The 14,749-nt window shown below is 49.6% G+C and carries 16 protein-coding genes; 10 read left to right on the forward strand and 6 right to left on the reverse strand.

Annotation, left to right across the window (positions count from 1 at the left end; genetic code table 11):
* Positions 1-85: 85 nt before the first annotated feature.
* A complete protein-coding gene (locus ACEPST_RS04940; RefSeq protein WP_395390547.1) occupies positions 86-646 on the reverse strand; it encodes a nucleotidyltransferase family protein in 561 nt (186 codons plus the stop codon).
* 80 nt (positions 647-726) lie between these two features.
* A complete protein-coding gene (locus tag ACEPST_RS04945) occupies positions 727-999 on the reverse strand; it encodes a Mor transcription activator family protein (protein WP_203638431.1) in 273 nt (90 codons plus the stop codon).
* Between the two features lie 253 nt (positions 1,000-1,252).
* On the opposite strand from ACEPST_RS04945, the gene ACEPST_RS04950 reads away from it, so the two are divergent.
* The 6 genes from ACEPST_RS04950 to ACEPST_RS04975 all read left to right on the forward strand — a co-directional run bounded on the left by ACEPST_RS04950 (position 1,253) and on the right by ACEPST_RS04975 (position 7,555).
* On the forward strand, positions 1,253-1,942 hold the full coding sequence (locus ACEPST_RS04950) for an N-acetylmuramoyl-L-alanine amidase (protein WP_204120527.1): 690 nt from the start codon (positions 1,253-1,255) through the stop codon (positions 1,940-1,942).
* A gap of 246 nt (positions 1,943-2,188) precedes the next feature.
* Complete coding sequence (locus ACEPST_RS04955; protein WP_204120528.1) at positions 2,189-2,512, forward strand: DMT family transporter; 324 nt, start codon at positions 2,189-2,191, stop codon at positions 2,510-2,512.
* Between the two features lie 208 nt (positions 2,513-2,720).
* On the forward strand, positions 2,721-3,503 hold the full coding sequence (locus tag ACEPST_RS04960) for an SDR family NAD(P)-dependent oxidoreductase (RefSeq protein WP_204120529.1): 783 nt from the start codon (positions 2,721-2,723) through the stop codon (positions 3,501-3,503).
* A 344-nt stretch (positions 3,504-3,847) separates the two neighbouring features.
* Entirely contained in the window at positions 3,848-5,323 is a 1,476-nt protein-coding gene (gene aldA, locus ACEPST_RS04965; protein ID WP_204120530.1) for an aldehyde dehydrogenase, read from the forward strand.
* A gap of 235 nt (positions 5,324-5,558) precedes the next feature.
* Complete coding sequence (locus tag ACEPST_RS04970; protein ID WP_203638443.1) at positions 5,559-6,683, forward strand: NAD(P)-dependent alcohol dehydrogenase; 1,125 nt, start codon at positions 5,559-5,561, stop codon at positions 6,681-6,683.
* A 149-nt stretch (positions 6,684-6,832) separates the two neighbouring features.
* The gene (locus ACEPST_RS04975) at positions 6,833-7,555 is read left to right on the forward strand and encodes a MucBP domain-containing protein (RefSeq protein ID WP_204120684.1); all 723 of its coding nucleotides are present in this window, start codon (positions 6,833-6,835) and stop codon (positions 7,553-7,555) included.
* An 83-nt stretch (positions 7,556-7,638) separates the two neighbouring features.
* On the opposite strand, the gene ACEPST_RS04980 is transcribed toward ACEPST_RS04975, so the two are convergent.
* Positions 7,639-7,905 (reverse strand): type II toxin-antitoxin system PrlF family antitoxin, encoded by a 267-nt coding sequence (locus ACEPST_RS04980; RefSeq protein WP_204120685.1) that lies wholly within the window; start codon positions 7,903-7,905, stop codon positions 7,639-7,641.
* A gap of 220 nt (positions 7,906-8,125) precedes the next feature.
* On the opposite strand from ACEPST_RS04980, the gene ACEPST_RS04985 reads away from it, so the two are divergent.
* Together ACEPST_RS04985 and ACEPST_RS04990 are read left to right on the forward strand one after the other, a co-directional pair.
* Complete coding sequence (locus ACEPST_RS04985; RefSeq protein WP_204120531.1) at positions 8,126-8,455, forward strand: toxin-antitoxin system HicB family antitoxin; 330 nt, start codon at positions 8,126-8,128, stop codon at positions 8,453-8,455.
* A 12-nt stretch (positions 8,456-8,467) separates the two neighbouring features.
* Positions 8,468-9,310 carry an SPFH domain-containing protein gene (locus ACEPST_RS04990; RefSeq protein ID WP_204120532.1) on the forward strand — a complete coding sequence of 281 codons (843 nt, stop codon included), beginning with the start codon at positions 8,468-8,470 and terminating at the stop codon, positions 9,308-9,310.
* Between the two features lie 97 nt (positions 9,311-9,407).
* On the opposite strand, the gene ACEPST_RS04995 is transcribed toward ACEPST_RS04990, so the two are convergent.
* Genes ACEPST_RS04995 through ACEPST_RS05005 form a run of 3 tightly spaced genes read right to left on the reverse strand, consistent with a single transcriptional unit; the run spans position 9,408 to position 11,626 of the window.
* On the reverse strand, positions 9,408-10,124 hold the full coding sequence (locus tag ACEPST_RS04995; protein WP_204120533.1) for an ABC transporter permease: 717 nt from the start codon (positions 10,122-10,124) through the stop codon (positions 9,408-9,410).
* 1 nt (position 10,125) lies between these two features.
* On the reverse strand, positions 10,126-10,860 hold the full coding sequence (locus ACEPST_RS05000) for a multidrug ABC transporter permease (RefSeq protein WP_204120534.1): 735 nt from the start codon (positions 10,858-10,860) through the stop codon (positions 10,126-10,128).
* Position 10,861: 1 nt separating this feature from the next.
* Positions 10,862-11,626, reverse strand: a complete 765-nt coding sequence (locus tag ACEPST_RS05005) for an ABC transporter ATP-binding protein (protein WP_395390549.1) — start codon at positions 11,624-11,626, stop codon at positions 10,862-10,864.
* 345 nt (positions 11,627-11,971) lie between these two features.
* Between ACEPST_RS05005 and ACEPST_RS05010 the strand changes: the two genes are divergently transcribed.
* Both ACEPST_RS05010 and ACEPST_RS05015 read left to right on the forward strand, forming a co-directional pair.
* The gene (locus ACEPST_RS05010; RefSeq protein ID WP_204120535.1) at positions 11,972-12,331 is read left to right on the forward strand and encodes an MmcQ/YjbR family DNA-binding protein; all 360 of its coding nucleotides are present in this window, start codon (positions 11,972-11,974) and stop codon (positions 12,329-12,331) included.
* A gap of 752 nt (positions 12,332-13,083) precedes the next feature.
* Positions 13,084-14,724 carry a peptide ABC transporter substrate-binding protein gene (locus ACEPST_RS05015; RefSeq protein ID WP_204120536.1) on the forward strand — a complete coding sequence of 547 codons (1,641 nt, stop codon included), beginning with the start codon at positions 13,084-13,086 and terminating at the stop codon, positions 14,722-14,724.
* The last annotated feature ends 25 nt before the right edge of the window (positions 14,725-14,749 follow it).

Raw genomic sequence — 14,749 nt, forward strand, 5'->3', positions numbered from 1 at the left:
TTGCAAGGGGTGTGACTAGCAAAAAAGCCCATTCGTTTAACCGCGAATGGACTTAAAATCAGGTCATCTTTATTCTGACGATGTACTAGCGTTCCGCAACTTGTAGCCGCGGCCAGGTTCGTTGCCACTGTTTGGCCGCCATTCGCTGCTGATAAATCGCGAGGTGCTCGGCATCCTGTTGGTAAAAGAGAATCGGGCGACACCGCAGATTAACCAGGTCATCCACGCCATGGGGTGCAATCAGGTTGACTGCATCCCCGTCCAGGTAGGCGCCGACACAAGTGGGCACCTCAACGAAATGACCAATGGCATCGGCCACAGACGTGAACTCGGGCGTATCACTGAAATTATAATGCGCCATGTAAACCTCATTTTTCACCTGCCACTGATACTGCGGTGCCAACTGGGTCAGGTGTTCGTAAATTTTCAAGTCATCGCTGACCGGTCGTTCAGGATCAAAGAAAACCACATCAATGTCGCTAAGCAGCTGAAACGGTTGCCCACTCAGCGATTGCCAGACCGTGTTGCGAATACTCCCGGCTGCCAACGCTCCCTGCTTGAGGTGACAGTCGCGGATGAACCGTAGAATCTGCATGAGTTCTGGGTTGGCGGTGATGATGGCTTGGACTTGGGATTCGGGTGTCATTGGTGGGACCTCCTGTGGATGTTGTTCAGTCTAGTATACCGCCAAAAAAGACGCTTGGGCTCAAGTCCAAACGTCTTTTTCTATTTCTCCTCGCCATGTTCTTCGCGATGTTTCTGAATGATCTGGCGAATCCAGCGCTGCGAGTATTCATATTTTTTCGTTAGCTCAGCCAAGTTGTGACCGTCGTATTCCTCAACGATTTGTTCGGCGACCTTGTCGCGGTTGTAAAGGCGCATTGGAAATGAAATTTGCCGGCCCCGGTACATTTCATAGATCTTCTCGGTTAACTCTTCACCCACTAACTCATAGAGTTGGGCGTATGATTCCTGTAGTAAATCAACCCGCATTCCCATTGAACATTCTCCTCACCATAATGTTTTTTGCCTTTATAGCGTACCAAAGGTGTACGGCCGATAAAACTGTGTTCGACCTTACACCCATAAGGTATTATTCCAATCTGCATGCTGAGTCGCAGTGAATTTTCTCTTGTATAATTCCTTTTTCTTTAAATGAATCCTACAAATCTTACGCCATTTGGCGTATCATGAATTCAGTTAATCAGTTGAACTGATAACGATTCACATCACAACATGAGGAGTTCTACATATGAGAACCTGGAAATTGGGTTTAGCAGCAGCCCTACTCTTACTGCCATTGACTTTTGGGACCACGTCCGCTGCGGCCAAGACGACCACAGCAACTGCCAAAGCAACCACCACGAAGACCACTAAAGCGGCGAAGCGCACGACCCCGAAGAAACACTATTTAATCGTCATGGGCCATGGTGCCGGTGATCCTGGTGCCCGCGGCAATGGGACGACCGAAGCCCATTTTTTGCGGCAACACATGCTGCCCCAGCTGCGGAAGTACGCCAAGGAAGTTAAGCACAGCACCATCACCTTCTACAATCCCAAGCACAACCTGGTCAGCGACACGCTCTACCACCACAAGGGTAGCTACAAGCTAAACAAGCACACGACCGTCATCATGTTCCATCTGGACGCCCCTGCCGGTCATGGTGGCCACGTCATCATCCACAAGAAGCACCCCACGGCCCGTGACAAACGCTTGGCCAAGGTCATCAAGAAATACGTTGGCTTGAATCGGGCGTACAACGGCTACAGTTTCCGGACCAACCTACGGAACTGCAACGTGTTGCGGCGTCGGGGCATCGACTACAGTCTGGTCGAATCCGGCTTTATCACGAACAAGACTGATGTTAAGCATCTGAAGAAGCACATGGCTAAGATTGCCAAGGGCGACATCGAAGCTATCACTAATGAGAAGATCAAGTAACCTAGCTATCGGTTAACTGGTCACTCATTTCCTCTTAACATGTACTAACCATTAAGTCATCAAAATCAGACAGCCTCACACTGGAATTTTTCCAACGTGAAGCTGTCTGTTTTCGTCACGATTTTTATTAGCCTTCATCCCGTTTGCGCACTCAAATTACGAACAACAAACTTTCTCCGCCCATCCCCCAGTGAAACTGCTAAGCTAATGGCCAAGAAGTCATTGAAACTATGGGGGGGTGAGCGGATGTCATATATTTACCTAGGCACCGCAATTATCGGGGAACTCATTGGGACCAACTTACTCAAGGCAGCGGCCGGCTTCACCCGTTTTTGGCCGTCGGTGGGCGCACTGGCGGCGTACGGCATCTGCTTTTTCTTCCTATCGTTAGCCATGAAAAGTATCGACCTGAACGTCGCCTACGCCATCTGGGCCGGCATCGGGATCGTCATCACCACGATCCTCGCCGTCATCCTCTGGCGCGAGCCCATCAACTTCGCCAGCGTTCTGGGGATTACCTTGGTTGTGGTTGGCGTCGTCGTGCTCAATCTTTACGGCCCTAGTCATTGAGCTTGGATTGGCCGTGATACGCGCAAACTGCTCGACTATGGGCGGCAGCTACCTGCACCAAATTAGTTTTATCATAAGTATATTTATAAGGTGAATTAATGGCTATTCCCCCGTGGTCAAGCGTATACTGATTCTACGTTGTGTTTCCGACAGCGTCTCATGTCACGGGCTCTGTCTCGTGGCCATTTACGGAATTGGAGGCTTCACTATGACAAAAACGGTCGTCATCTTAGGTGCAGGTTCAGGGTTCGGTTTCGCCATCGCGCAGGCGTTTGGGCAACAAGGGAAGCACGTGGTCTTGGCCGCGCGCCATGAGAATGCTCTCCAGCACATGACCGCTCAGCTACGCGCCGCCGACATCAGTGCCGACTGGCTTGTGGCCGATGCCACCAATTCACAATCGACCGCCGACCTCTTTCGACAGGTCGTCCAACACTTTGGCGTGCCCGAGACCTTCGTCTACAACGTGGCCGACACCCAGCTGGACCGGCCACGAGACACACCCGCAACCCATATCGCTCAGGCCTTTGACGTAAACGTGCTTGGCGCGATTCGCACGACGCGGCAGTTTTTGGATTTAGACGATACTGACATTCCCCGCAACATTTTGATCACCGGGGGTGGTGCGGCCCTGAACCCGGTCAAGGCGACCACCACGCTGTCCCTGACCAAGGCCGCCCTGCGTAGCTACGCGTATTCCTTGGCCGACGAACTGGCCGACACCGCCGTTTACGTGGGCCTCATCACCATCCAGGGCATCTCCGGGACCAGTGACGCCATGCAACCGGCCAACGTCGCCCAGGCCTTTCTTCAGGCCGTAGCTGACCGGAATCAGACCGAACTGCGCTATCCCGTGGGAGAACAAAGTGAGTCCGAGTTTTCAGCACTCAAAGCGGTCATGAATGATTCCGACCGCCTCCAAACCTTTCTCCAGAAACATCCCGGCGTTAACGCCTTTCTGCAGCAGCATCCGGAATTTCTAACAGACTAACTCAAGTAAACATTCGAGCAACTGTGGCTACCCTGCCGCGGTTGCTCGTTTTTCTTATCAAGTCCCGAATGTTCTAGAACTTGATAAGGTCACCGACCGAACCGCCCGTCCCTACGCGCCGACTGGGTTGCCAGCATCACCACCGCTCCCGAAATAGATTATTTGTGAAAATAATCACATTAACAATCAAAACGCGGTATAACAGAGTTGAGGGATAACCTCTACACCACAGAAAATTACCTAGCCAGTTAATTGCCTACTGGGTCAGGTGCGAGTCATCACCTCGGCATCAATTTGGGGTCAAGTCAGTTTATCTTGACGATGTTGAAGGGAGTCTTATTGTTATGTCCAAGAGTTCAGTTGCTTTGAAACACTATCAAATGTATATCAACGGTGAGTTTAAGGATTCGTCATCCGGTAATCTGATCACCGTGTTAAATCCAGCCACTGGGGAACCCATTTCTACGGTTCCCAGCGCAACTTTAGACGAATGCCGGGAAGCCATCGACGCCGCCTACGAAGCACAAAAATCCTGGAAGAAAGTGCCTGCCGCAACCCGGGGCCAGTACCTGCACGACGTCGCTACTGAAGTTCGTAAGGATGCCGCCCACCTGATTGCCATGCTCCAAGAGGAACAAGGTAAGGTCAAGGCGTTAGCCACCACGGAAATTATGTTCTCCGCCGACTATTTCGACTACATGGCCAGCGCATCACGGACCTACGAAGGCGAGATTCTGCAATCCGACAACGCCAATGAAAATATCATGATTGCCAAGCAGCCCATCGGTGTGGCCGCCGGCATCTTGCCTTGGAACTTCCCATTCTTCTTAATTGCGCGGAAGATGGGGCCAGCCTTGGTTACCGGGAACACCATCGTCATGAAGCCAAGTACCGATACACCTAACTTAGGCTTGGAATTTGCCAAGATCGTTGAAAAAGTTGGGATTCCTAAGGGTGTTGTCAACATCATCACCGGTCCCGGCTCGGTCATTGGCAACGAAATGTCCCGGAACAAGAAGGTTGGGATCATTAGTTTGACCGGGTCTGTGAACTCCGGGAAGCGTGTCATGGAGGCCGCAGCCACCCACATGGCCAAGGTTTCCTTGGAATTAGGTGGCAAGGCGCCCGCTATCGTCTGCAAGGACGCCGACATCGACCTCGCTGTGCAATCCATCATCGACTCTCGGGTCGACAACAACGGTCAGCTCTGCAACAACTGTGAACGGGTCTACGTGCAAGAGGACGTTGCGGCTGAATTTACCAAGAAATTGGCTGACAAGATGGCCGCCGTTACCGTGGGCGATCCCATGAAGAACGAAGACATCGGCATGGGTCCTCTGATCAACCAAGGGGCCCTCGACAAGGTTGCCGGCATGGTCGACCGGGCCGTTGAAGCCGGCGGCAAGCTGGAAACTGGTGGCCACAAGGTTAAAATTGCCAACGGCTTCTACTACGAACCAACCGTCATTACCAACGTCAAGCAGGACTCTGAAATCGTGCAAGACGAAATCTTTGGTCCCGTTCTGCCAGTCTTGACCTTTAAGACCTTGGACGATGCCATCGACATGGCCAATGACAGTGACTTTGGCCTGACCTCTTCCATCTTCACCGAAAACATTGAGAACGCCATGCGGGCAGCTAACGAGCTCGAAGACGGCGAAACCTATATCAACCGTTTCAACTTCGAAGCCATGAACGGCTCCCACTCCGGCTGGAAGGAATCCGGTATCGGTGGCGACGACGGGAAGCACGGGATTGAAGAATTCCTGAACACCCACGTTATCTACCTGCAGGGTCACCCAGAAAAGACGCAAGCTTAGATTAACCATGAAAGAAGATAATTCCCTTTCGAATTATCTTTTTTCTGTAATTGTGAATAAAGCGTTACCATTTTTCAAATCTGGGGTCAGTCCCCCTTCAGGACCGTGACCGCAGTCCTAGCAAGCAGTTGTTAGGTTTAGCCTAAAAGTGGCGTCTACATGTAAGCGCTTGCTTTTAAGACTCATTGTGACATAATTATCAAGTGTAAATAACTTTTAAAACGAGGTGCCAATTATGAAGATTCAAGCTGCAGTTGTTGATAAGCAAAATGCTGATTTTGAAATTCGTGATGACGTTGAACTAGCTGACATGGGTGCGGACGATATCCAAGTCCACATGGTTGCCAGTGGGATCTGCCACTCCGATGAAGCTTTACGTACCGGGGTCGCCACCATTGACTACCCCATCGTCTTGGGCCACGAAGGTTCCGGGATCGTTGAAAAGGTCGGGCCAGAAGTTACCCAATTCAAGCCCGGCGACCACGTTGTCTTAAGTTTCTACGGTTGTGGGAACTGCAAGAGCTGTCTGGCCGGGATGCCAACGCAGTGTGAAAACTACGCTGCGAACAACCTGTCTGGGGTTCGTCCTGACGGGACCGCGCACTTCACTGAAAATGGCCACGATGTCGCTGACATGTTCGACCAAAGTTCCTTCACCTCGACCACGGTCGTTCGGGAACGGAACGCCGTTAAGGTCGACAAGGACCTTGACTTACGGAAGCTCGGACCGCTGGGCTGTGGCTACGTTACTGGTTCTGGGACTGTCCTCAACACCTTGAAGCCAAAGCCTGGCGACACCATCGCCGTCTTTGGGACTGGGGCCGTTGGGTTGGCTGCTATGATGGCCGGCCGCATCTCTGGTTGCACCAAAGTTATTGCCATTGACATTGTCGATTCTCGTTTGGACTTAGCCAAGGAACTCGGCGCCACCGACGTCATCAACAGCAAGAAGGTTGACGACGTGGTCAAGGCGGTTCAAGACTTGACTGGCGGCTTCGGTGTCAACTACGCGGTCGACACGACCGGTGTTTCCAGCGTCATCTCCAACTCCATCCAAGCTTTAGCACAAGGTGGGGTCTCCGCTGCCATCGCCGTTACCGACCAACACATCGACCTCGACACTTGGAACGACCTCTGTGTCAACGACAAGAGCGTCATCGGTGTTAACATGGGCGACTCCGTTCCACAGATCGACATCCCTCGTTTGATTGAATTCTACAAGCTGGGCATGTTCGACTTCGACAAGACTGAAAAGTTCTACAAGTTCAGTCAAATCAACGAAGCCAACGCTGATTCCGTTTCCGGGAAGACCATCAAGCCAGTTTTGGTCATTGATGACAGCTACGTTCCTGGTAAATAATCAGACTTAATTCTCGTTAATAAAACCGGGCTATCCTGTGAGGTAGTCCGGTTTTTTATGTGCTCGCAATTGTTTGCTCACATTTAAAAGTTTGTCCCCTTAATTAGTGGTAAGCTTAGGTTAAAGTCTATCCACGGGGAGCGCACATGATGTTAAAAAAATGGTTGAGTTTGTTAGGAATTTTTATCGTGATTGGGATTGTTGGCGGCGGTGCATTTAGTCAGTCGTCCACCGAAAACGACCAGGGAAAACTACCCAAGAATTACGGAAAAGTGGTCGTGAAATATGTGTACGGGAAAAAGGGCCATCCCGCGAATGATTTGTGGAGCAGTCAGACGTTAACGGGGCGGATTGGCACGCACTACCAAACCAAGGCCAAGGATCTCTTGAATCAGGAAGGCTATATGGTTCTCGCCGGCCACTCGAAGAACACCGCCGGCACGTTCAAGCGCCACGTGACCCACGTCACCTACACCTATTGGGACTATTCTGAAATCGAACACGAATTCAAACACGGCGCCGACCTCATGCTGGACGTCACGGCTGACCACCGCATCGGATTATTTGACCGGAACCTGCAGGATTGCGTGGAGGTCGTGATGGAACGGCCTAACTTTGCCAAACCGTACTATGACGTCACCTTTTCCACGCGCAACGATACGAATCACGGCTCCGGTCTGAAATCCTACCGCTACCGTTTCGGGACCACCACTCGCTTCAAGGATCCGCGAAATGGCAACATCTACACCACCACCCTGACCCCCAAGGGTGGCATTACCTTCAAGGCTGTGGCGACCAAACATTCTACGATGAATGAATTGGTGATTGTCAACGACCGGGGGAAATTGGTGACTGCTAAGATTACCCGTTAATCCCATTGAATATAAAAATCGGACCCGCCATTGTATGGGGCCCGATTTTTCGTCATCATCAGGTAAGAAACAACTGACTGCCGTTAATCAAAATTTTCTGTGCCTACATCTGTATGCCAGTTTAATTCCGGCGTACTAAGGTTACCATAGTCTTTTTCCTGTCTGGTGACTACCGTCCAAAAATCATCAATTTCTACGCGTTCCACAGTAACTTCCCCACTTTCGCAAATCTTAAACTTCAAGTGGTCCTGTTGCTTTAGTTGTAGTGCCTCACGAATCATTTTGGGAATCGTAATCTGATTCTTAGTTGTCATCTTAACCGTCGCCGATTCCTGTGACTTCTTCCCCATCATCTAAACATCCCCTTAGCTTCTCTAGCCAGAGTATACCAAGGGACCGTGTACTAGGCGAGCATCAAGACTCTGGCCTCGCAATTTCCTGCAAAAGCTGCTGGCACTGCTCCGCAACCTTAACGCTTTAATTCGAACATTCACCACTTTAACCGTTCAGGGGACTGGTAAAAATGATATCATCGTGATATCATTAAGCTATCATCAGGAGGGCGTTATCATGGCAAAAGAAGCTCAGAAGCGTTTTCTATTACGGCTAGATGAAAGCCTATTCAAACGGGTGGCGGACGCGGCGGACGCTGATGGTCGGAGCATCAACGCCTACATCGCGCAGGTCCTTTCGCGCGCGGCCCCAGCGGGGAACTGGGAACAGCGGCAGTTGATTGGTCGCGTTATTGCCGGAAAAGAACTGGACGTCAAATCCGGACTTGTTCTGGTCGCCGGCATTTACTATCGGTATCTGCTGGAGTCTCCGGAGAAGCCGGACAAGGACGCCAACTACACGGTCATCGAGAGTCACGGGAATATTTTAACGTTGAAAAAAATCTAGGGGGAATTGGATATGTTTGGGATTAGAATTGTTCGTCAAAATAATGAAGGATTGGTTGAGACGCTGGGGAAATACAAGCACACCGTCTTGCCCGGAATTCATTTTTACCTGCCTGGTATCCAAAAGATTCGCACCGTCAGTCTGGCAATGTCACCACTGGCTTTGCCTAACTATTCAGTTATCACCAAGGATAACGCCGACGTCTCGGCTAGCCTAACGCTGAACTACCACGTCACCAACGCCGTGAAATACCAGTACGAAAACACGGACTCCGTGGAATCCATGGCACAACTGGTGCGGGGCCACTTGCGAGACATCATCGGGCGGATGGACCTGAACCAAGCGCTGGGTTCCACGGCCAAGATCAACCAGGAACTGGCAACGGCCATCGGGGATTTGACCGACACCTATGGCATCAACGTTGACCGGACCAACATTGACGAATTAACGCCATCCAAGGCGATCCAATCCGCCATGGATAAGCAATTGACGGCCGACCGGGAACGGATTGCCGCTATCGCTAAGGCTGAAGGGGAGGCCAAGTCCATCGAATTGACCACCAAGGCCAAGAACGATGCCTTAATGGCCACCGCAACGGCCCAAGCAACCGCCACCCGGACCCGCGCCGACGCTGAAAAGTATCGGATTGACACGGTGAACTCCAGTCTGGAATCCGCGACAAAGGAATTCTTCGAAAATCAATCGATTTCGGCTTTCAGTGACCTGGCTAACTCACCGGCTAACGTGGTCGTCGTTCCAAGTGATCACGTCGCCGACCTAGGTCAAATTCCCGCCATTGGCGCGGCTTTGAAGACTGGACTGGCAACACCGTCAGCTGCACCGGTTAAGAAATAGAACCTAAAAATCAGCTTTTCACTAAACGCAAATACTGCGTTGGTGAGAAGCTGATTTTTAGATTCTAACATCCAAAGCAATCTTTCAGACTACTCTATCACCAAATTTGACTTGACTTTTTCAAAATCATACGAACTTGAACGCCATAAATAGTAAGCCCCACCACTAGCCAAATGGCATCAACCATTAAATCTTGCAATACGCCACCTTGTCCAGTAATTACAAACCGAATCGTATGGGAGAACGGAAATATAACGCTAACCATTCGTAGCCATCCAGGATACTGATCAATTAAAATTAACGCGCCTGAGACCACCATCGCAAAGGCGTTTACAATATTCAAGTAAAAGTAAGCGTTACTCTGCTGCCAAGCGGCAATGGCTGCTGCAAATCCGACAATTGTTCCTGACATGACAATTACTGGTGCAACAATCAGTGCTCTCACTAGCAAGGACAACGGTGCCCTCAGTACCCAAAGTACGCCTAAGTTAATGATAATTAAAATCACTCCCGCAAGTATCGCGGTCAAAGTCTTAGATCCCCAATATTTGACAGAAAATGGCCGATTCACGACCAATTCCCGGTCCACTCTTAAATTCCGATCCATCACAAACAGCTCGGCCATACTAGACATCGCTAATGTTCCCCCGGACAATGTGGTCGTGGCCACAGCCACAAACCATTGAAAGCGATTCGTATATTGTGCGTTAATCAAAACCAGCAGACACAAACTAATTAACGGTATCAGGAGAAAATAAACAAATCTCGTCTTCCAATTTTGCAGATAAGATAACGATGAAATTTGAATTTTCATACTACATCACCCCAATATTTCCAGTCCGCTTTGCCATTACAAGAATTTTATTCGTTGCAATCCAGGTCACCGCGAGCCACAATGCACAGCTAACTAAAAAACCTGCTAAGTTAAATCTCCCGGATTGCCCAAGCAAAGCATGCACGGGCGCCGATAATGGTATCAACCACTGAAATGGTGCGAGAAAGGGCTGAAATACTGCTGCAGAACTAAATAATCCCGAAGCCAGCAATAGCGGAATTGTAATTAACTCTTCATAAACAATCGCATTTGTCGTCAGCAAAAAGAACGCAGCAACTAAAAAGTCCATTAGCGCAGCGGCTAACCACAATGCAAAAATCAACAAGCCTAATCGGATTGAAAGATTGCCATGGGCAACTCCCAGCATAACTGCCATAACATAAGCGATTGGAAAAGCTAATAGGCCAAAACTTGACGCTGGCAGGAGTAAAGCAACCAACGATAGTCGATCATCAATCCGCGTATTAATTAAATACGGAAGGGTTCCTTGAAACCGTTGAAATCCAATACAACCTGCTGCAGTCGTGGCTGAAGACCATAGACCAAACACGCCACTTCGAACCCATAAACTAGGATCGCTCAATTGATGTGTCACATATGCCGCAACATACTGAATCAAGAAAATTGAAACCGTACTTGAAATTGTTAACCATAGAAAATACTGGTTGGCCGCATATATCTTTAAATGAAACCAAAATAACCGCAGTATTCGCATCTTAAGATCTCCTTAGTTGCGGTGCAATAGCAAGATAGGATTCCTCCAAGGTTGCTGGTCGATCAATATGGTGAACATCTGACTTTTTCACAATTTCTTCAACTGTCCCCGTAGTAAATATTTTCCCTGCACCAATCAACAGTACCTGATCCGCCAGCGATTCTACTTCGCTCATCGTATGACTAGTCAAAAGGACTGCAACTCCCTGCTTTGCTAATCCCTTAATCGTTTGATGAATATCATTGGCAATTTCAACATCCAGACCAGAAGTTGGTTCATCTAAGAGCAACAACGGTGGATTTCCAAGTAAGGCTCTAGCAATATGGAGCCGTTGCCGCATTCCTCTCGAAAAAAACTGTACTTTTTTATCAGAAACATTGCTTAGTCCAACCAGATTCAAAACACGTTCAGCCTCAGAACGCTGCTGACGATGCGGTATTCGAGACAAATCCGAAAAGAAAAGTAGATTGTCCAGCGCTGACGCACGACCATAGAAGCCTAATTCTCCTCCCAAAACAATCCCAACCCGCGGTCGATCATGGTCCGCATAACGATTTTTCCCGTTAATAATTACCTGCCCACTAGTTGGTAGCAAATATCCACCAATCATCGAAACAGTAGTTGTCTTGCCTGCACCATTAGGTCCAAGTAAAGAGACAATTTCACCGGCTTGAATATCAAAGCTAACGTCAACAACCGCCTTGAATGGCTTTTTTCCTGACATAAAAGTTTTACTAATATTTTCAACTGTTAAAACTGTTGACATCGAAACTCCCCCATCCTAAAAAACTTATATCTGGAAAGTACTTTCTATACATATTTTAGTCACTAGGTTGTTCGTCAGTAATATATAATGACGCCTAAAAAACAGCAAATCATTTTAATCGTTCTCTAATTTTACTTTCAAACCTTCTCGTTGGCTCCATACAAATAACCGTTCACTAATTAATTCCTTGAGTGAAAAGTGAACGACTATTTATTTGATTTATTTGATTCCTCTCTGCAGTCACGACTACCTGGCTAATGGCGACGTTGTGACCTAAACCTCCCAAACTACCCCTATTACGCGTAGAATAAAGACAGAACTTCTACATAGAAAGGTTATGTAATCATGGTCACCCGCAAAGACATTTTCACCTATACGGAAGATAATTACGGCGTCACGCCTGAATACACCTTCAGCTCCTACCCGAAATACGCCATCCTCAAGAATCGTCAGGGTAAATGGTTCGGGCTAGTGATGAATGTGCCCAAGGAGAAACTCGGCCTAACAGGCAAGGAAGAGGTCGATGTGTTAGACGTCAAGATTGACCCCGAGCTTGGCAGTATTCTCCGCAGTAAACCGGGCTACCTCCCCGCCTACCATATGAACAAGGAGCACTGGCTGTCCATTGCGTTGAATCAAGACACCGACACGGCTAGTCTGTTTCAGTTGTTGGACGGTAGTTATCAATCTGTTATTAAAAATTAGCTATTAATAACAGTTGGCCGTACTCTTGATTATTAATTGTTGCAAATCAAGTGTCCACACAAAATGTCACCCGAAATAAGTGGGGACAACCGGGACCCAAACTAGTATGAGCCGTGAGGGCGGCCAAAATAGGCTCAGCCAGGGGATTTACTGGTGGATTTGCGTAGCAAAAACATCAGTAAATGGCGACTTTGAAACGCGGTTTAGGCGGTTCAAAGCGAGGTAAAAGACCGCTCCTCAGGCTTTTACCGTCCTCCCCTAGCGTTCCGGCCTATTTTGACCGCCTGGTAAGGCGCCACCAACTCGCCAAATTTAAAATTACCGGTTGACACCACTTTTTTCCAGGGGTACACTAGCCTCAATTCAATAAATCGTCCGAAACAAACCATTGAGGTGGAGATCAAGATTATCGTGCACGTAAAGAGAGCCGTCGTTGCTGAGAGTACGGCCGAACGCAGGTAGTTAAATGGACCACCGAGGGCTTCCCCGAACCATTTTGCAGTACGGGAAGACGTGCGACATACGTCAGTTGTCAGGGAAATGTTAGTTTCCTGTGAAGAGGGGCGCGGTCTTTTTTTCGGGACCCGTCTAATTAAGGTGGCACCGCGGTTAAAACCGTCCTTAACACATTGGCTGTTGAGGACGGTTTTTTGTCTACACTTTTTCCGAGGGGGATTCACCTATGTTCAAACGATGGCAACGCTCATTATTCTTTCTAACCGACAAATTCAATTATTCTGGAGGAAAAAATTATGAGTTTAGCACAACACAAGAAAGCACTCGCCCTTTGCGGCGGCATTATTCTAATCGGCGCCGGCGTCTTCGCCGTGACCGGTCACTCGCAATCCACTAAGAAGGTCGCCCAACACCTGAACCTGTACGAAACGGCCACCATTTCCAGCCTCGACGTTGCCAAGATCACCGACAGCGTCTCCAGCAATACGCTCAGCCAAGTTGGCGAAGGCCTGTACCGTCTGAACGCCGACAGCGAGGCGCAAAATGCCCTGGCAACCAAGACGACCGTCAGTGATAGCGGCCACCATTACACCATTAACTTGCGGCACAACGCCAAGTGGAGTAACGGCGACCCCGTCACGGCCCAGGACTTCGTTTACTCCTGGAAGCGGACGCTAGACCCCAAGTCTAAGTCAGAGTTCACCTATCAATTTGCGAATATCAAAAACGCCAGTGCTATTGCGGCCGGGAAGAAATCCCCCGCAACGTTGGGCGTTAAGGCCGTGGGTCCCTGCCAACTGAAGATCACCCTCAGCCGGCCGGCATCCTACTTCAAGCAGATGTTGGCTAGCACCACCTACTATCCCCTGAACCAAAAGGCCGTGAAAAAGTACGGGAAGAAATACGGTTCATCCGCGGCCACGACCGTTTACAACGGGCCCTTCGTTCTGAAAAACTGGAACGGCACCAGTGACAGCTGGAACTTAAAGAAGAATCCAACCTACGTCGCTGCTAAGACCGTCAAGCTCAGCAGTATTAAATATCAGGTCATCAAGACCAGCTCGACGGCCTACAACCTGTACCAGTCCAAGCGACTGGACGCGGTCACCCTCGACGGTGAACAAACCACGCAAAACAAACACAATCCGGACCTGAAGTCGTTGGCCGCTGGCCGTATCGGCTTCATCCAATACAACGAACAGAACAAGATTGCCGCCAACCAGAACCTGCGGCGCGCCATCTCCCTGGCCATCAACCGCCAACAACTCGCGGACAAGGTCTTGAAGAACGGCTCACAACCAGCTAAAACGTTTGCCATTCACCACATGATGACCAACGCCAAGACGGGGAAGGACTTTACCACCGACGCCTACGTGAAGAACACCGCCGATGACAACCCAACCCTGGCCAAGCAGCTTTACCAAAAAGCGCTGAAACAGTTGGGCAAGAAGCAGTTGACCGTCACGATTACCTGCGGCGATGATGACACCACCAAGAACGTCGCCGAATTCATCCAGAGCACCGTCAGCAGCACGCTGGGTCTCAAGGTCAACGTGTCCGCAATGCCATTTCCATCCATGCTGAGCAACGTTTCCAAGGGGAACTTCGAGCTCAACCTGACCGGCTGGAGCATGGACAACGCCGACCCGATTCAATCCCTACAGATTTTATCCTCGACGAACAATTCCAACATGGGCCACTACAACAACAAGACCTATGATCAGGCGCTGACCAAGTCCGAAGGTGTCGACGCGCTGAAGCCATCGGCCCGGTACCAAGACCTGTTAACGGCTGCCCGGACTGCCCTGCGCGACCAAGCCGTGACCCCACTTTACGAAGCGCGGACCAACACGCTGGTCAACCCCAAAATCAAAGGGGTCGTTTATAACAAGTTCAACGGGAGTCCCGATTACCAACACGCCTACGTCACTGATTAACCATTTGAAATTGCTAGGGTATTAC

It is taken from the genome of Levilactobacillus sp. FUA 3915, assembly GCF_044053135.1.
Taxonomy (GTDB): Bacteria; Bacillota; Bacilli; order Lactobacillales; family Lactobacillaceae; genus Levilactobacillus; species Levilactobacillus lanxiensis.